General features: G+C 64.9%; 15 protein-coding genes and 4 tRNA genes. 15 read left to right on the forward strand and 4 right to left on the reverse strand.

The genetic code is table 11. The features are described 5' to 3' along the window. The 7 genes from ACIPIJ_RS05625 to ACIPIJ_RS05655 all read left to right on the forward strand — a co-directional run bounded on the left by ACIPIJ_RS05625 (position 1) and on the right by ACIPIJ_RS05655 (position 3,757). Complete coding sequence (locus ACIPIJ_RS05625; protein ID WP_401073612.1) at positions 1-1,212, forward strand: O-succinylhomoserine sulfhydrylase; 1,212 nt, start codon at positions 1-3, stop codon at positions 1,210-1,212. Further along, entirely contained in the window at positions 1,209-1,982 is a 774-nt protein-coding gene (locus tag ACIPIJ_RS05630; RefSeq protein WP_401073615.1) for an SDR family oxidoreductase, read from the forward strand. The genes ACIPIJ_RS05625 and ACIPIJ_RS05630 overlap by 4 nt, the downstream gene beginning before the upstream one ends. Before the next feature lie 146 nt (positions 1,983-2,128). Beyond that, positions 2,129-2,204 (forward strand) — tRNA-Val (locus tag ACIPIJ_RS05635). Positions 2,205-2,284: 80 nt separating this feature from the next. Beyond that, a tRNA-Asp gene (locus ACIPIJ_RS05640) sits at positions 2,285-2,361 on the forward strand. Between the two features lie 99 nt (positions 2,362-2,460). Beyond that, positions 2,461-2,537 (forward strand) — tRNA-Asp (locus ACIPIJ_RS05645). Between the two features lie 138 nt (positions 2,538-2,675). Continuing rightward, a tRNA-Asp gene (locus ACIPIJ_RS05650) sits at positions 2,676-2,752 on the forward strand. A gap of 189 nt (positions 2,753-2,941) precedes the next feature. Continuing rightward, positions 2,942-3,757 carry a DUF2242 domain-containing protein gene (locus ACIPIJ_RS05655; protein ID WP_401073617.1) on the forward strand — a complete coding sequence of 272 codons (816 nt, stop codon included), beginning with the start codon at positions 2,942-2,944 and terminating at the stop codon, positions 3,755-3,757. Positions 3,758-4,002: 245 nt separating this feature from the next. Here the strand turns inward: ACIPIJ_RS05655 and ACIPIJ_RS05660 are convergent, their stop codons facing one another. Together ACIPIJ_RS05660 and ACIPIJ_RS05665 are read right to left on the reverse strand one after the other, a co-directional pair. After that, complete coding sequence (locus ACIPIJ_RS05660) at positions 4,003-5,043, reverse strand: AraC family transcriptional regulator (RefSeq protein ID WP_401073619.1); 1,041 nt, start codon at positions 5,041-5,043, stop codon at positions 4,003-4,005. A 4-nt stretch (positions 5,044-5,047) separates the two neighbouring features. Then, entirely contained in the window at positions 5,048-6,166 is a 1,119-nt protein-coding gene (locus tag ACIPIJ_RS05665) for a nitrilase-related carbon-nitrogen hydrolase (RefSeq protein ID WP_401073621.1), read from the reverse strand. 185 nt (positions 6,167-6,351) lie between these two features. Here ACIPIJ_RS05665 and ACIPIJ_RS05670 point away from each other — a divergent pair, with 185 nt between their 5' ends. Together ACIPIJ_RS05670 and ACIPIJ_RS05675 are read left to right on the forward strand one after the other, a co-directional pair. Then, positions 6,352-8,388 (forward strand): FAD-dependent oxidoreductase, encoded by a 2,037-nt coding sequence (locus tag ACIPIJ_RS05670; RefSeq protein ID WP_401073624.1) that lies wholly within the window; start codon positions 6,352-6,354, stop codon positions 8,386-8,388. Between the two features lie 51 nt (positions 8,389-8,439). Continuing rightward, positions 8,440-9,339 carry a 1-aminocyclopropane-1-carboxylate deaminase/D-cysteine desulfhydrase gene (locus ACIPIJ_RS05675; RefSeq protein ID WP_401073626.1) on the forward strand — a complete coding sequence of 300 codons (900 nt, stop codon included), beginning with the start codon at positions 8,440-8,442 and terminating at the stop codon, positions 9,337-9,339. Here the strand turns inward: ACIPIJ_RS05675 and cybB are convergent. After that, on the reverse strand, positions 9,330-9,875 hold the full coding sequence (gene cybB / locus ACIPIJ_RS05680) for a cytochrome b561 (RefSeq protein ID WP_401073629.1): 546 nt from the start codon (positions 9,873-9,875) through the stop codon (positions 9,330-9,332). The two genes, ACIPIJ_RS05675 and cybB, sit on opposite strands and share 10 nt — an antisense overlap. 159 nt (positions 9,876-10,034) lie before the next feature. After that, positions 10,035-11,015: a DUF1853 family protein gene (locus tag ACIPIJ_RS05685; RefSeq protein ID WP_401073631.1), complete on the reverse strand. Its 981-nt coding sequence runs from the start codon at positions 11,013-11,015 to the stop codon at positions 10,035-10,037. A 43-nt stretch (positions 11,016-11,058) separates the two neighbouring features. Between ACIPIJ_RS05685 and ACIPIJ_RS05690 the strand changes: the two genes are divergently transcribed. The 6 genes from ACIPIJ_RS05690 to pepN are packed head-to-tail and all read left to right on the forward strand — an operon-like array spanning position 11,059 to position 17,567. Beyond that, a complete protein-coding gene (locus tag ACIPIJ_RS05690) occupies positions 11,059-11,949 on the forward strand; it encodes an NAD(+) kinase (RefSeq protein ID WP_023632574.1) in 891 nt (296 codons plus the stop codon). Further along, positions 11,949-12,920 carry a metallophosphoesterase gene (locus ACIPIJ_RS05695; protein ID WP_401073635.1) on the forward strand — a complete coding sequence of 324 codons (972 nt, stop codon included), beginning with the start codon at positions 11,949-11,951 and terminating at the stop codon, positions 12,918-12,920. The genes ACIPIJ_RS05690 and ACIPIJ_RS05695 overlap by 1 nt, the downstream gene beginning before the upstream one ends. Next, positions 12,917-13,795 carry a rhomboid family intramembrane serine protease gene (locus tag ACIPIJ_RS05700; protein WP_401073638.1) on the forward strand — a complete coding sequence of 293 codons (879 nt, stop codon included), beginning with the start codon at positions 12,917-12,919 and terminating at the stop codon, positions 13,793-13,795. Before ACIPIJ_RS05695 ends, ACIPIJ_RS05700 begins: the two co-directional genes overlap by 4 nt. Positions 13,796-13,808: 13 nt before the next feature. Beyond that, complete coding sequence (locus ACIPIJ_RS05705) at positions 13,809-14,069, forward strand: YeaC family protein (RefSeq protein WP_401073641.1); 261 nt, start codon at positions 13,809-13,811, stop codon at positions 14,067-14,069. Further along, positions 14,066-14,896 carry a DUF2797 domain-containing protein gene (locus ACIPIJ_RS05710; protein WP_401073643.1) on the forward strand — a complete coding sequence of 277 codons (831 nt, stop codon included), beginning with the start codon at positions 14,066-14,068 and terminating at the stop codon, positions 14,894-14,896. The genes ACIPIJ_RS05705 and ACIPIJ_RS05710 overlap by 4 nt, the downstream gene beginning before the upstream one ends. A gap of 13 nt (positions 14,897-14,909) precedes the next feature. Continuing rightward, positions 14,910-17,567: an aminopeptidase N gene (pepN, locus tag ACIPIJ_RS05715; RefSeq protein WP_401073646.1), complete on the forward strand. Its 2,658-nt coding sequence runs from the start codon at positions 14,910-14,912 to the stop codon at positions 17,565-17,567. The last annotated feature ends 44 nt before the right edge of the window (positions 17,568-17,611 follow it).

Raw genomic sequence — 17,611 nt, forward strand, 5'->3', positions numbered from 1 at the left:
ATGACGGATCAATGGGATGCCGGGCGACTGGACAGTGACCTCGAGGGTGTCGGTTTCGACACCCTGGCGGTGCGCGCCGGTCAGAACCGTACACCGGAGGCAGAACACAGCGAAGCGCTGTTCCTGACCTCCAGCTATGTCTTCCGCACGGCCGCCGATGCGGCCGCGCGTTTTGCCGGTGAAACCCCGGGTAACGTCTACTCGCGCTACACCAACCCGACCGTACGTGCCTTCGAGGAGCGTTTGGCGGCCATGGAAGGCGCCGAGCAGGCCGTGGCCACCTCCACCGGCATGGCGGCGATCCTCGCCGTGGTCATGTCGCTGTGCAGCGCCGGTGATCATGTGCTGGTGTCGCAGAGTGTGTTCGGCTCGACCATCAGCCTGTTCGAGAAGTACTTCAAGCGCTTCGGTGTCGAGGTGGACTACGTGCCGCTGGTCGACCTGGCGGGCTGGGAAAAGGCCATCAAGGCCAACACCAAGCTGCTGATCGTCGAGTCGCCGTCCAACCCGCTGGCCGAGCTGGTCGACATCACCGCCCTGAGCGAGATCGCACACGCCCGTGGCGCCATGCTGGTGGTGGACAACTGCTTCAGTACCCCAGCCTTGCAGCAGCCGCTCAAGCTCGGTGCCGACATCGTGTTCCACTCGGCCACCAAATTCATCGACGGCCAGGGCCGTTGCATGGGCGGCGTGGTAGCCGGGCGCAGCGAGCAGATGAAAGAAGTGGTGGGCTTCCTGCGTACCGCTGGCCCGACCCTCAGCCCGTTCAACGCCTGGATCTTCACCAAGGGCCTGGAAACGCTCAAGCTGCGCATGCGTGCGCACTGCGAGAGTGCCCAGCAGTTGGCCGAATGGCTGGAGCAGCAGGAGGGGATCGAGAAGGTGCACTACGCCGGCCTGCCAAGCCACCCGCAGCACCCGCTGGCCAAGCGCCAGATGACTGGCTTCGGTGCAGTGGTCAGCTTCGAGGTCAAGGGTGGCAAAGAAGGCGCCTGGCGCTTCATCGATGCCACGCGGGTGATCTCGATCACCACCAACCTGGGTGACAGCAAGACCACCATCGCCCACCCGGCCACCACCTCCCACGGCCGCCTGTCGCCGCAGGAGCGTGAAGCGGCGGGTATCCGCGACAGCCTGGTGCGCGTTGCCGTCGGCCTGGAAGATGTTGCCGACCTGCAGGCCGACCTTGCACGTGGGTTGGCCGCACTGTGATCGAGCTCGGCGGCGCTAAGCCAGGCCACAACGGCCGGGTAGCCCTGGTAACCGGTGCTGCGCGCGGCATCGGCCTGGGTATCGCCGCCTGGTTGATCTGTGAGGGCTGGCAAGTGGTGCTCAGCGATCTGGACCGCCCGCGCGGTTCCAAGGTGGCCAAGGCGTTGGGCGACAATGCCTGGTTCGTGACCATGGACGTGGCCGACGAAGCGCAGGTGAGCGCCGGGGTTTCCGAGGTGCTGGGGCAGTTCGGGCGGCTGGACGCGCTGGTGTGCAACGCAGCCATCGCCAACCCGCACAACCAGACCCTCGAGAGCCTGAGCCTGGCGCAATGGAATCGGGTGCTGGGGGTCAACCTCAATGGCCCGATGCTGCTGGCCAAGCACTGCGCGCCTTATCTGCGCGCGCACAATGGCGCGATCGTCAACCTGACCTCGACCCGTGCCCGGCAGTCCGAGCCGGACACCGAGGCTTACGCAGCCAGCAAAGGCGGCCTGGTGGCGCTGACGCACGCGTTGGCCATGAGCCTGGGCCCGGAGATCCGCGTCAACGCGGTGAGCCCTGGCTGGATCGATACGCGTGATCCGTCGCAGCGCCGTGCCGAGCCGTTGACCGAAGCCGATCATGCCCAGCATCCAACGGGCAGGGTAGGGACGGTGGAAGACGTTGCGGCTCTGGTTGCCTGGTTGCTGTCACGCCAGGCGGCGTTCGTCACCGGCCAGGAGTTCGTGGTCGATGGCGGCATGACCCGCAAGATGATCTACACCTGAGCGTGACGCTGAAGGGAAGGGGACCGAAAGGTCCCTTTTCTGTTTTTGCTTTTTTTGAAAAAAATTCAACGGGGCTATTGACTTAGCATCGGCACCTGCGTAAATTTCGCGGCCTCAGCGAAGCAAACGCAACAAGCTACATCGCGGGGTGATTAGCTCAGCCGGGAGAGCATCTGCCTTACAAGCAGAGGGTCGGCGGTTCGATCCCGTCATCACCCACCACTTCCTGAGCGTTCCTGGTGCAGGAAGCTTCGAAAGAAGCGGTTCGCCAGAGAGGAACAAGGCCTGATAAGCCATTCTGCGCAGCGGTAGTTCAGTCGGTTAGAATACCGGCCTGTCACGCCGGGGGTCGCGGGTTCGAGTCCCGTCCGCTGCGCCATTTTTCAGTAACAGATGGGTGCTTTGCATCGGTCTGCAGCCAAAGGCAGTTATGCCAGAGGCGATCCCAGTTTCAATCGGGCGCAAGCCTGAACGATACGCAGCGGTAGTTCAGTCGGTTAGAATACCGGCCTGTCACGCCGGGGGTCGCGGGTTCGAGTCCCGTCCGCTGCGCCATCTTCGTTTCGAGGCCCCTTGAACGCCTTGAAACAACAAAAACAGCGATCATCGTGTCGCTTTTTTTGTGCCTGCCCTGAGGCCCTGTTGCCGGAAGGGTGGATCCCAGTTTCAACCGGGCGCAAGCCCAAGCGATACGCAGCGGTAGTTCAGTCGGTTAGAATACCGGCCTGTCACGCCGGGGGTCGCGGGTTCGAGTCCCGTCCGCTGCGCCATCTTCGCCTCGAGGCCCCTTGAACGCCTCGAAGCAAAACGAGAAAGCGACCTTCGGGTCGCTTTTTTCGTTTCTGCGCCCGCGTAATCAACATTTACACGATGCTGACAGACTCTTCACGGATCAACGGTTTCAGTGCAAGGGCGCTGTGATGCACAATAGGCACCTCTCGACTTACCCGGAATTCGCAATGACCAGATCATCCGTCTTTGGTGCGCTCGGGCTGGCCCTGGTGCTGGCGGGCGTGTCCGGTTGCTCCTCGAAAAAAACCGCCATCTACGAGCACGAGAACTTCGATGACTCCGGCACCTACTCGCGCAGCTTCCCGGTCAGCGAGGCCGGCTCGTGCGAGGCTGCCCGCAGGGCGCTGTTGAGCCAGGGTTATATCATCACCAGCAGTGGCCCCAATCAGATCGCGGGCAACAAGAGCTTCCAGCAGAACAGCGATAACCACCTGCAGATCAGCTTCAGCGTCACCTGTGCGCCCGACAGCAGCGATGAGCAGCGTTCGACCATGTTCGCCAACGCGCTGCAGGACCGTTACGCACTGAAGAAGTCCAATACCTCGGCCAGCCTCGGTGTTGGCGTATTGGGCTCTGTATCGATGCCGATCGGCTCCAGTGACGACTCCATGGTCAAGGTCGCCAGCGAAACCGTCACCGCGCCGCAGTTCTACGAGCGTTATTTCGCACTGGTCGAAAGCTACCTGCCCAAGCCAAAGAAGGTCAGCAAGGCCAAGGTCGAGGCGCCCGCGCCAAAGGCCGAGAAGGCAGCGCCTGACCTTGGGCTGCCAGAGCAGGTATCGGCAGCGCCTGTGGCCGCTCCTGTAACGCAGGCCGCACCCGCACCCGCGCCAGCGGCCATCGCGCCGGCAAATGAAGCTGCAGCGGCGCCGGTGGTGGATGACAGCCAGGGTTCGCAACCTGTCGCGCCGCCGTCGGAGGCTGCGCCCATCCAGGTGCAGCAGGATGCACAGCCCGCCGAGGCGGCTCCCGCACCGCTCTGAATGCATTCAGCCCGGTACAGACACTGTTACAGATGAGCGGCGATAACTTCCCAAACACCTGCTACGTTTACCACTCATGAGCTTGTCATCATTTCTTCATCCAGCCTGCTTAGGTTGAAGGCATGACCCACGAAGACAAATGAGTGAAGAGGACGCAGGGCAATGGATGATTATCAGGAAGAGCTGCTCGAGTTTCAGGCCTACGAGCTGGACACCCCGGAACCTGCCGAAGACGCCACCGAGCTTTAACCGACCTGCCGCTGGTTGCGGCGGAACTCCCCGGGTGTCAGGCCCGTCCAGCGCTTGAATGCGCGCTGGAAGGCCTCAGCCGACGCAAAACCCAGCAAATAGGCAATCTCGCCGAAGGCCAGCTCCGTATCACGGATATAGGTCTCGGCCAGGTCGCGCCTTGTGTCATTGAGCAAATCGCGAAAACGCGTGCCTTCTTCGGCCAATTTGCGCCGCAGCGTCCAGGTGGGCAGTTGCAGGCGCAGCGCCACTTCTTCCAGGTCCGGTTCTCGACCGCCATTGAGCAGCGGGCCGAGCAGGTGGGTAATGCGCTCACCCAGGCTGCGCACCCGCGTGCGTTGCAACATTTCCGTTTCACACAGCTGCAGCAGGTGCTGCCAGGTGCTTGGGCAATGCTGTGGGTTGGCCTGCTCCAAGGTGGCGCGGCTCAGGCGCAATTGATTGGCGCTGGCGCCGAACTGCACGGCGTTGCTGCACAAGGGCTGGTACTGAGCGGCATAATCGGGGGCGTCGAATTCTATTTCCAGGCGTTCGGCCTGCAGCGGTGTGGCAGCCAGGGCCGCAAGCTGGGCCAGCCAGCCGGCCAGCAGCGAATCGACGACGAAACGGTTGTAGGCGTTGTAGGGGCTGATCGAGTAGAAGCGCAGCCAGGCGCCCTGGGCATCTTCCTGGAAGCTTGAGTGGCCACGGTAGTTGGCGGCATACAGCGGCTCGAAGCGCAGCAGCGTGCGGGCAGCGTCACCCAGGGTTGGCGCTTGGGCCGCCGTGACGCCTGCCAGGCCGGCCTGGGCCAGCCGGCTCAAGCGCCCCATGTGCAGGCCCAGGGCCGGCTCACTGCTCAGCGCGATGGCGGCATGCCCCAAGTGCATGTAGCGGGGGATCGACAAGCGCCCCCCGGCTTCGGCCAGGCGTGTGGCATCCAGCCCATAGCGGCGCAGCAATGGCCGCGGGTCGTGACCAAGGCCGTGCAGGGCCTCGGCCAGGGGCTGGACGAAACCTACCGACAGGTCGCCCAGGCGTACACGTGGGCGGGCCATGGGCCTACAACCACACGTTCAGCAAGCGCGCGCCGTGGCTGGGCGGCCCTGCCAGCAACTCGCCGGCCTGGTGGGCAAAGCCCTGGCCGTCGCTGCTCTGTTCCCAGAACTGCCCACGCATGAACACGCTCATGCTGCTGACCCCGGCGCCAGCGGCTTGGGTCAGGCGCTGCCAGGCAGTCTGCTCGCTGACTTCGCCACGTTGCAGGGCCAGTTCGGCGGCGGCGTCCTGATGCCGGTTGCCGCGCCACGGCGCATCCCAGCTGCCCTTGCCGCTGAGGAACACCGGGTTGGCGATCAACTGCACCTGTTGTTGCGCCAGCTGGCGTTGGTTTTCCGGGTACCAGCTGTCGCTGCCGATCAGTACGCCAAGGCGCCCGGCCGGGGTCTGCACGACCTGAAGCGGGAACTGCCGACCGTGATGAATGTAGCGCCGTACTTCGCTGTCGGGGTACTGCTGGCGCTGTGGTTGACCCAGCAGCGAGCCATCGCCGGCAAACACCAGGCTGCTGTTGAACAGCGGGCCGCTGCCGGCGTGCAGCACCCCCTGTTCCACATAGGGAGCCGGTAGAACGATCGAGCCGGCCACCAGCGTGACGCCGAACTCCTTGGCCAGGCCGCCGAACAGTTGCTGGTAGTCGCTGGCCATCTGCTGGGCCTTCATGCGCAGGTGCGCGTCGGCGCGGCGGTCGTCGCCGTTGGCGCGCAGCATCGCCAGGCCATAGCGCAGCGGGTTGCTCAGCTCCAGCCACTGCTCTGCCTCACGGTTGCGGGTGACTTGATACAGCTCGTTCTTCTCGCCCCGCGCCCACAGCCAGGTACCGATGTGTTCTGGCAGCACCACGACCGTGCGTGGGCCGATCAGGCCTTGGGCGCGGGCTTGTTGCAGGTACGCCGAGAGCTTGCGGTGCAGGCGTTGCAGGTTCTGGTAATCGCTGGGGTAGAGCAGTGGCTCGACGCCCAGCAGGTTGCCCTGCGCGCCGGGTACGCCATGGTTCAGCGCCAGCTCGATGCGCAAGTCGGACAGGTAGTGGCCTTCTGGGCGCTGTTGGGTCCAGAAGCCATAGCCGCAGAGGGCGGTAATCATCACCAGCGCCAGGGCGCTTGCCAGGAGTTTTCGCATGCAGCGGTACAGCGCCTTGAGGAACGAAGGTTCCTAGGGTAGTCCTGCTGTGCGGGAGGATCAATAAGTTGTCAGTTTCGATCATTGAGCGCGTTCAAACGGCTGTTTAATGTCGCTGACAGATAAACGACGGGGCCCATCGAGGCACCCGCATTCCGTGATCACGCCACATGGGGAACCGTTCCATGGCTGCCGACCGCTATCCGCACTTGCTGGCCCCGCTCGACCTGGGCTTCACCACCTTGCGCAACCGCACCCTGATGGGGTCCATGCACACAGGTCTTGAGGAGCGCCCGGGTGGCTTTGAACGCATGGCCGCCTATTTTGCCGAGCGTGCCCGGGGTGGCGTCGGCCTGATGGTGACCGGCGGTATCGCGCCCAACGATGAGGGCGGGGTGTATTCCGGCGCAGCCAAGTTGAGCACCGAGGAAGAGGCTGACAAGCACCGCATCGTCACCGAGGCCGTGCATGCCGCCGGTGGCAAGATCTGCCTGCAGATCCTGCATGCCGGGCGCTACGCCTATAGCCCGCGGCAGGTCGCGCCAAGTGCGATCCAGGCCCCCATCAACCCGTTCAAGCCCAAAGAGCTGGACGAGGCAGGCATCGAAAAGCAGATCGTCGATTTCGTCAATTGTGCCGTGCTGGCCCAGCGCGCCGGCTATGACGGCGTGGAAATCATGGGTTCGGAAGGCTACTTCATCAATCAGTTCCTCGCCGCCCACACCAACCACCGCACCGACCGTTGGGGTGGCAGCTATGAAAACCGCATGCGCCTGGCGGTGGACATCGTCAGCCGGGTGCGCGACGCCGTGGGCCCGAATTTCATCATCATCTTCCGCTTGTCGATGCTCGACCTGGTCGAGGGTGGCAGCACCTGGGACGAGATCGAACTGCTGGCCAAAGCCATCGAGCAGGCCGGCGCCACGCTCATCAACACCGGTATCGGCTGGCACGAAGCGCGCATCCCGACCATCGCCACCAAGGTGCCGCGCGCGGCATTCAGCAAGGTCACGGCCAAGCTGCGTGGCGCGGTGAAGATCCCGCTGATCACCACCAACCGCATCAACACCCCGGAAGTGGCCGAAACCGTGCTGGCCGAGGGCGACGCCGACATGGTGTCGATGGCCCGGCCGTTCCTTGCCGACCCGGACTTCGTCAACAAAGCGGCTGAAGGGCGTAGCGACGAAATCAACACCTGTATCGGCTGTAATCAGGCCTGCCTGGACCACACCTTCGGCGGCAAGCTGACCAGTTGCCTGGTCAACCCGCGTGCCTGCCACGAGACTGAGCTGAATTACCTGCCTGTGCGTGCCGTGAAGCGCATTGCCGTGGTCGGTGCTGGCCCTGCTGGCCTGGCAGCCGCTACCGTGGCTGCAGAGCGTGGCCATGAGGTGACCCTGTTCGACAGTGCCAGCGAGATCGGCGGGCAGTTCAACGTGGCCAAGCGGGTCCCGGGCAAGGAGGAGTTTTTCGAGACCCTGCGTTACTTCCGCAACAAGGTGAAGCGCACGGGTGTCGACTTGCGCCTGAACACCCGGGTCGATGTGCCGGCGCTGCTGAAAGGTGGTTTTGACGAAATCATCCTGGCTACCGGCATCGCGCCGCGGACCCCGGCGATTCCGGGCGTCGAGCATGCAAAGGTGCTCAGCTACCTGGACGTGCTGCTGCAGCGCAAGCCAGTGGGTGAGGCGGTTGCGGTGATCGGTGCGGGCGGGATCGGCTTTGACGTCTGCGAATACCTGGTGCACCAGGGCGTGGCCAGCAGCCAGGACCGCGAGGCGTTCTGGAAGGAGTGGGGCATTGACACCCACCTTGAGGCGCGTGGCGGCGTAGCGGGGATCAAGGCCGAGCCCCATGCGCCGGCGCGGCAGGTGTACCTGCTGCAGCGCAAGCAGTCCAAGGTCGGCGACGGCCTGGGCAAGACCACGGGCTGGATCCACCGCACCGGCTTGAAGAACAAGCACGTGCAGATGCTCAACAGCGTCGAGTACCTGGGCATTGATGATGCGGGCTTGCACATCCGTATCGGCGAGGGCGAGCCGCAAGTGCTGGAGGTCGATCATGTGGTGATCTGCGCCGGGCAGGAGCCGCTGCGTGAACTGCATGACGGCCTGGTCGCGGCGGGGCAGTCGGTGCACCTGATCGGCGGCGCGGATGTGGCGGCAGAGCTGGATGCCAAGCGGGCAATCAATCAGGGCTCGCGCTTGGCGGCGGCGCTTTGACAGGGCAGGGGGCCGCTCTGCGGCCCCCGATTTCACTGTAAACTGCTGCCCATGGCGACTCACTTCCTCGACCTTCCCCAAGCCCCTCTGCAACCTTTGGATCTACCCTGGTTAACCAGGGCCGGGATCGAAGCTGCGGTCCTGCGGCTCGACCTGATCGACCCGCTGATCAGCGGCAACAAATGGTTCAAGCTGCGCCACCACCTGCTGCAGGCCCATCAAGCAGGCGCACCCGGGCTGATCAGCCTGGGTGGCAACCATTCCAACCACCTCCATGCCCTGGCCGCCGCCGGCAAGCGTTTTGGTTTCGCAACCGCCGGCCTGTTGCGCGGTCATGCCCAGGACACGCCTACCGTGCGTGACCTGCAGGCGCTCGGCATGGAACTGCACTGGCTCGGCTATGGGGGGTACCGTGGCCGCCATGAACCCGGATTCTGGGAGCCCTGGCAAGCGCTTTACCCCGGCTGGCATTGCATCCCCGAAGGCGGTGGTGGCCTGGCGGGAGCCAGGGGATGTGCTTTGCTCGTCGAGCAGGCCCGGGCACAACTCACCCCATTGGGCTGGTCGGACTTTGACGCCTGGTGGCTGGCCGCTGGCAGCGGTACCACCTTGGCCGGCCTGGTGTTGGCCGAGGCGGGGGCGCACGCCGTGCATGGCGCCCTGGCGGTGCCGTTGGATCATGGTGTGCCCGAGGCCGTTGCGGCGTTGGCCGGCACTCGCGGCTATCACTTGCATGAGGCCTGCCGAGGCGGTTTTGCCAGGTTTGATGATCCATTGCTGGCGTTCATCGATGAAACCGAGCGCCACACTGGCATTCCCCTGGAGGCGCTCTACACCGGCAAGGCCCTGCTGGCCCTGCGCGACCAGGCCGCGGCCGGGCTGTTCGCGCCCGGCACCCGGCTGATCTTCCTCCACACCGGCGGCCTGCAGGGCCGGCGCGGTTACTTGTAGGGCAGCATGCGCAGCAGCGTGTTGTCGCGCTGCACGTAGTGGTGGTAAAGCCCAGCCAGCGCATGCAGGCCGATCAGCCAGTAACCCCAGGTGGCCACGCGCTCATGCCAGCCCTTGATGAACTTGGCCTGGTCCGGGTTTGCGCCGATCAGGTGCGGCAGTTCCAGGCCATAGAACGGCACCGGCTTGTCGGCGGCGCTGAGGATCAGCCAGCCGGCCAGGGGCAGGCCGATCATCAGCAGGTACAGCGCCAGGTGCATCAGGTGGGCGAGGCCGGTCTGCCAGGCCGGCGGCTTGGGCACGATGGGCGGCGCGGGGCGGCTCAGGCGCACGGCCAGGCGCAGCCACACCAGCACGAATACCGTGAGGCCGAGCATGAAGTGCAGGTCCTTCATCAGGTTGCGCTCGGCGCTGTCCTTGGGGAACAGCCCGCGAAACTCGATGCAGGCGTACACGGCGGCCAGCAGCACCAGCATCAGCCAGTGCAGGGCGATGGACAGGCGCGCGTAATGGGGCGCGGGGGAGGTTGAAACCATGGGAGGTCCTCGTCATCAGGTCGGGGTGGCGCTCTTGTTGGCGCTCAGGGGTAACTGTAATTGTTGCCGGGAATAAAGCTTTGCGCTGGGTCGGTGAAAATGGTGTTGTCAGGCCGGCCCTTTCGCGGGTAAGCCCGCGAAAGGGCGGCGCAGGCAACCTCATACGTTTGGCAGGTGCGGCCAGCTATCAGCCACGAGAAACAACCGCTCAACCTCATGCCAGGCATCATCGGAACCCGGCTCAAGCCTCACCAGCATCTGCGCCGGTGCCTGCGGGTCTAGCGCGTGCAACCACGCGGCAAACTGCTGCGGCGCCCAGCACATATCCGCGTCGACCCGTGCCGCTGCCAGCCAGGCATGGCGAGGCAGCGGCTGCCAGCGTTGTTCGCCGGCCACTAACCAATCCCCCCGCCGCACCCAGCGCCCACGCAGGTGCAGCGGATTTGCCCCTTCGGGTGGGGCGGCATGCCCCGGCCAGGGATAGAACAGGTAACCCGCCAGCCACAGGTGCGCCTGCACTTCATGAACCCCAAGCCCGGCCAGCGCCTCGCGGCTCTGCGCATCGCTCGACATGGGCAACTGATGCCCGGCCAGGTGCGCAAGCTTTGTGCCCAGCCGGTCATGGCAACCCGGCCCGAGCCATTGGGCGGGGTCACAGCCTTGACCGTTGCTTGGCCCCAGGTACAGCTTGATCGCCAGCTCCAGGTGATGAGTGCCGTCAGCGTCGCGCAGCAGGATGTCCAACTCGCCCAGTGTTCGGCCGCCCATGCGGATCGCCAAGTTGGCCGCCAGCAGCTCGATACCCGGCGCCTGGCTCAGGGCGAATTGCCACAGGCCTTCGTAATACAACCCAAGGCGGCGGCTGGTGAGGGTTGCCAGCCACTCACGCAGGGGCTGGTCGTCATTATCCAGCCGTTGCAACCACGCCTTCAGGCGCTGCGGGTCGGCCGCCCAGGCGCTGCCTGCCAACGGGTGGCGCTGGGGGCAAGGCGGTGCGCTGAGCAGCGGTGGCGACAGCAGGGTCCAGGCCAGGTCGCGCACGGCAGGGCGGCGCAACTGGCGGGGCAGCTCGTGGAGTTCGGCAAAAGGCATCATGCTGCGAGCATAGCCGGTTTGCCGCTGCCCGGTCGTTTCGCCCATAATCGGCGCATAGTCACCCGCCGCAGAGCCTCGCAGGAGCCCCATGGAGCAATTTCGCAATATCGGTATCATCGGACGCCTTGGCAGCTCGCAGGTGCTCGACACCATTCGCCGACTGAAAAAATTCCTCCTCGAGCGCCACCTGCACGTGATCCTCGAGGACACCATTGCCGAAGTGCTGCCCGGCCACGGCCTGCAGACCTCCACCCGCAAGCTGCTGGGCGAAGTCTGCGACCTGGTCATCGTCGTCGGCGGTGACGGCAGCCTGCTCGGCGCCGCCCGCGCATTGGCCCGGCACAACATTCCGGTGCTGGGGATCAACCGCGGCAACCTGGGCTTCCTCACCGATATCCGCCCCGACGAGCTGGAAGAAAAAGTCGCCGAGGTGCTCGACGGCCACTACCTGGTGGAAAACCGCTTCCTGCTGCAGGCCGAGGTGCGCCGCCACCATGAGGCCATCGGCCAGGGCGACGCGCTCAACGACGTGGTGCTGCACCCCGGCAAGTCGACGCGGATGATCGAGTTCGAGATCTACATCGACGGCCAGTTCGTCTGCAGCCAGAAGGCCGACGGCCTGATCGTCGCCACCCCGACCGGCTCGACCGCCTACGCGCTGTCGGCCGGTGGCCCGATCATGCACCCCAAGCTCGACGCGATCGTTATCGTGCCGATGTACCCGCACACCTTGTCGGGCCGGCCGATTGTGGTGGACGGCAACAGCGAGCTGAAAATCGTCGTCTCCAAGGACCTGCAGATCTACCCGCAGGTCTCCTGTGACGGCCAGAACCACTTCACCTGCGCCCCTGGCGACACCATCACGGTCAGCAAAAAGCCGCAAAAACTGCGCCTGATCCACCCGCTCGACCACAATTACTACGAGGTTTGCCGCACCAAGCTCGGCTGGGGCAGCCGCCTGGGAGGCAGGGACGACTGATGCTCGATCCGGCGCGCAGTTTCGACATCATCGGTGACGTGCACGGCTGTGCACTGACCCTCGAACGCCTGCTCGACGCCCTCGGCTACCAGCGTGTCGGCGGCGTCTGGCGCCACCCGCGGCGCCAGGCGCTGTTCCTCGGCGACATCGTCGACCGTGGCCCGCGCATCCGTGAGGCGCTGCACATCGTCCACGACATGGTCGAGGCCGGCCAGGCCTACTGCATCATGGGCAACCACGAGTACAACGCCCTGGGCTGGGTAACCCCCGCGCTGCCCGGCAGCGGCAAGGCCTATGTGCGCGAGCACACGCCGCGCCATGCCCGCCTGATCGACGAGACCCTGACCCAGTTCGCCCACCACCCTGGCGACTGGCACGATTTCTTGCAGTGGTTCTACGACATGCCGCTGTTCGTCGACGCCGGGCGCTTCCGCCTGGTGCATGCCTGCTGGGACCCGCGGCTGATCGAACCGCTGCGCCAGCAGTACCCCGACGGGCGCATCGACGAGCATTTCATCCAGGCCTCGGCCGTGCCCGGCAGCTTTGCCGCCACCGTCTGCAACCGCCTGCTGCGCGGCACCGACATGCGCCTGCCGGACGGCCTGACGCTGACCGGCGGCGACGGCCTGACCCGCGCCTTCTTCCGCACCAAGTTCTGGGAAGAAGACCCGAAAACCTACGGCGACATCGTCTTTCAGCCCGACGCGCTGCCTGACGACGTGGCCCGTACGCCGCTCAGCCACACCGACAAGAACGCCCTGCTGCGCTATGCCGAGGACGAGCCGTTGCTGTTCGTCGGCCATTATTGGCGCAGCGGCCGCCCCACGCCGATCCGCGGCAACCTGGCCTGCCTGGACTACAGTGCGGTGCTTTACGGCAAGCTGGCGGCCTATCGGCTGGATGATGAAACCCAGATCGACCCGCACAAGTTCGTCTGGGTCGACGTCGACCGACCGCAGGCCAATCAATGAATATCGTCGAAGTGATGCGCCTGCCGCTTGCGGTCGACCTCAGTGGCTTCGTGCACCTGTTGCAGCGCCTGCAGGTGCCGCACCGGGTCAGCGAGGAGGGCGAAGTCCAGGTGCTTTGGGCCCCGGAAACCATGGCCGCGGATGTCCTTCAACTCTACCAGCGCTACCCCGACGGCAACGCCGACATCGAAGCGGTCACCGACCCTGTGGGAGCGGGCTTGGCCGCGAAGGGACCGACGCTGGCCGAGCAGGCGCGCGCCTGCAAGGTCACCGCCGCCATTCTCATCCTCTGCCTGATCGTCGCCGGCCTTACCCGCCTGGGCGATAACCTCACCACCATCAGCTGGTTCACTTTCCTCGACTACCGCGTGCAGGGCGAATACCTGTATTTCATCCCGCTGGCCCAAGGCCTCGCCGATGGCCAGTGGTGGCGGCTGGTGTCGCCGATGCTGCTGCACTTCGGCGTACTGCACCTGGCCATGAACGGCATGTGGTACTGGGAGCTGGGCAAGCGCATCGAACTGCGCCAAGGCCCGTGGTTGCTAGCGGGCTTGACCCTGCTGTTCAGCCTGGTGTCCAACCTGGCCCAGCACTACACCAGCGGCCCGAGCCTGTTCGGCGGCTTGTCCGGTGTGCTGTACGGCTTGCTCGGCCATGTGTGGCTGTACCAGTGGCTGGCGCCCAACCCCCACTTCAACCTGCCCAAGGGCGTGCTGGTGATGATGCTCATCTGGCTGGTCATCTGCCTGACCGGCGTGGTCGGCCAGCTGGGTTTTGGCCAGATCGCCAACGCCGCCCACGTCGGCGGGCTGCTCATCGGATGCCTGACGGGCCTCTTGGGTGGAATGGTGGCCCGGCGTAAACTGTCCGCTTGATTTAGGAGACGCTATGTCCACGTTCGCGCAAATGATCGAAAACATCACCCCGGAAATCTACGAAAGCCTGAAAACGGCCGTCGAAATCGGCAAATGGTCGGACGGGCGCAAGCTCACCGCCGAGCAGAAAGAGCTGTCGCTGCAGGCCGTGATCGCCTGGGAGATGCAAAACCTGCCCGAAGACCAGCGTACCGGCTACATGGGCCCGCAGGAATGCGCGTCGAAGTCCGCGCCGATTGCCAACATTCTGTTCAAGTCGGACTCGGTACATTGATCGAACTCGCTCGTGGCTCTTTGAGCAAGATGGCGGTCAGCCTGCAAGCACCGCTGGTGCAGTACAGCTTCCGCCTGGATGACACGCAGGTGCCGGTCAACCCGTTGATCGGCCAGCGCCTGCGCCTGGAGTACCTCGGTGCGATCCACTGCAGCCATTGTGGCAAGCGCACCAAGACCAGCTTCAGCCAAGGCTACTGCTACCCGTGCATGACCAAGCTGGCCCAGTGCGACGTGTGCATCATGGCCCCGGAACGCTGCCACTACGACGCCGGCACCTGCCGCGAGCCGTCGTGGGGCGAGCAGTTCTGCATGACCGACCATGTGGTGTACCTGGCCAACTCGTCCGGCATCAAGGTCGGCATCACCCGCGCCACCCAGCTGCCCACCCGCTGGCTCGACCAGGGCGCCAGCCAGGCGCTGCCGATCATGCGCGTGGCCACCCGCCAGCAATCCGGCCTGGTCGAGGATGTGCTGCGCAGCCAGGTGCCGGACCGCACCAACTGGCGCGCGTTGCTCAAGGGCGACGCCGAAGCGCTCGACCTGGTGGCCATTCGTGAACAGATCTTCGACGCCTGCGCCGATGGCCTGCGTGAACTGCAGTCGCGCTTCGGTCTGCAGGCGATCCAGCCGCTGCCCGACGCCGAAGTGGTGCAGATGAACTACCCCGTCGAGGCCTACCCGAAGAAAATCGTCAGCTTCAACCTCGACAAGGACCCGGTGGTGGAAGGCACGCTGCTGGGCATCAAGGGCCAGTACCTGATCTTCGACACCGGCGTGATCAACATTCGCAAGTACACGGCCTACCAGTTGGCCGTGCTCCAGTAAAAAGGACCTGCACATGCGTACCGAACAACCGCAAGTGATCTACCTCAAGGACTACCAGGCGCCCGAGTACCTGATTGACGAGACGCACCTGACCTTCGAGCTGTTCGAGGACCACACGCTGGTCCATGCGCAACTGGTCATGCGCCGCAACCCGGCACGCGGTGCCGGCCTGCCGCCCCTGGTGCTCGACGGCCAGCAGCTGGAGCTGCTGCGCGCCTCGCTGAACGACCTGGAGCTGCAGGCGAGTGACTACCAGCTCGAAGCCGACAGCCTGACGCTGCACCCCAAGGCCGAGCGCTTTACCCTCGACACCAGCGTGAAGATCCACCCCGAGAGCAATACTGCGCTGGAAGGCCTGTACAAGTCCGGCAAGATGTTCTGCACCCAGTGCGAGGCCGAGGGTTTCCGCAAGATCACCTACTACCTCGACCGCCCGGACGTGATGAGCACGTTCACCACCACGGTGATCGCCGAGCAGCATCGTTACCCGGTGCTGCTGTCCAACGGCAACCCGACCGGCAGTGGGCCGGCCGAAGACGGCCGCCACTGGGCCACCTGGGAAGACCCGTTCAAAAAGCCGGCCTACCTGTTCGCGCTGGTGGCCGGTGACTTGTGGTGTGTCGAAGACACCTTCACCCGCCAGTCCGGCCGCGATGTGATGCTGCGCATCTACGTCGAGCCCGAGAACCTCGACAAGTGCGACCACGCCATGGTCAGCCTGAAGAAGTCCATGCGCTGGGACGAAGAAGTCTATGGCCGCGAGTACGACCTGGACATCTTCATGATCGTCGCGGTCAACGACTTCAACATGGGCGCCATGGAAAACAAGGGCCTGAACATCTTCAACTCAAGCTGCGTGCTGGCCCGCGCCGAAACCGCCACCGACGCCGCTCACCAGCGTGTCGAAGGCGTGGTCGCCCACGAGTACTTCCACAACTGGTCGGGCAACCGCGTGACCTGCCGCGACTGGTTCCAGCTGTCGCTCAAGGAAGGCTTCACGGTGTTCCGCGACGCCGAGTTCAGCGCCGACATGAACTCACGCACGGTCAAGCGCATCGAGGACGTCGCCTACCTGCGTACCCACCAGTTCGCCGAAGACGCCGGCCCCATGGCCCACCCAGTGCGCCCGGACAGCTTCATCGAGATCTCCAACTTCTACACGCTTACCGTGTACGAGAAGGGGGCCGAGGTGGTGCGTATGGTCCGTACCCTGCTGGGCGCCGAGGGCTTCCGCAAGGGCAGTGACCTGTACTTCGAGCGCCATGATGGCCAGGCGGTGACCACCGACGATTTCATCAAGGCCATGGAAGACGCCAACGGTGTAGATCTGACCCAGTTCAAGCGCTGGTACAGCCAGGCCGGCACGCCGCGCCTGGACGTCAGCGAAACCTACGACGCCGGCGCCAAGACTTACAGCCTGACCTTCCGCCAGCACTGCCCGCAGACCCCGGACAAGGCCGAGAAGCTGCCGTTCGTGATCCCGGTCGAGCTGGGCCTGCTGGACGCCAACGGCCACGACCTGCCGCTGCGCCTCGCCGGTGAGGCCGCTGCTGGCGGCAGCAGCCGCGTGCTGTCGGTGACCGAGGCCGAGCAAACCTTCACCTTCGAAGGTATCCAGGCCAAGCCGCTGCCCTCGCTGCTGCGCGGCTTCAGCGCGCCGGTGAAGCTCAGCTTCCCTTACGACCGCGACCAGCTGATGTTCCTCATGCAGCACGACAGCGATGGCTTCAACCGCTGGGAAGCCGGCCAGCAGCTGTCGGTGCAAGTGCTGCAGGAACTGATCGGCCAGCACCAGCGTGGCGAAGCGTTGCAACTCGATCAGCGCCTGATCACCGCCCTGGGCACCGTGCTGGCCAACGAGTCGCTGGACGCCGCCATGGTGGCCGAGATGCTGTCGCTGCCGGGCGAGGCTTACCTCACCGAGATCAGCCAGGTGGCTGACGTCGACGCCATCCACGCCGCCCGCGAGTTCGCCCGCCAGCAGATCGCCGCGCAGCTGTTCGATGGCCTGTGGGCGCGCTACCAGGCGCACCGCGAGGTGTCGCGCAACACCCCTTACGTCGCCGCTGCCGAGCACTTTGCCCGTCGCAGCCTGCAGAACATCGCCCTGTCGTACCTGATGCAGAGCGGCAAGCCCCAGGTGCTGGAAGCGACCCTGGAGCAGTTCGACCAGTGCGACAACATGACCGAACGCCTGACCGCCATGGCGGTGCTGGTCAATTCGCCGTTTGAGGCCGAGCGCGCCAAGGCACTGGAAACCTTCGCTGAGCATTTCAAGGACAACCCGTTGGTCATGGACCAGTGGTTCAGCGTGCAGGCGGCCAGCGCCTTGCCGGGCGGGTTGGCGCGGGTCAAGGCGCTGATGCAGCACCCGGCGTTCACGCTGAAAAACCCGAACAAGGTGCGGGCGCTGATCGGTGCCTTTGCCGGGCAGAACCTGGTCAACTTCCATGCGGCCGATGGCTCCGGCTATCGCTTCCTGGCGGACCTGGTGATCGAGCTGAATGCGCTGAACCCGCAAATCGCTTCGCGCCAGCTGGCGCCGCTGACCCGCTGGCGCAAGTATGACGATGCGCGCCAGGCGCTGATGAAGGGTGAGCTGGAGCGGATTCTCGCTTCCGGGGCGCTGTCCAGTGATGTGTATGAGGTGGTGAGCAAGAGCTTGGCGTAAGCCTGGCCGATCCCGGGGCCGCACAGCGGCCCCGGCTTTTTGGC

The organism is Pseudomonas sp. NPDC087185, assembly GCF_044744955.1.
Lineage (GTDB): Bacteria > Pseudomonadota > Gammaproteobacteria > Pseudomonadales > Pseudomonadaceae > Aquipseudomonas.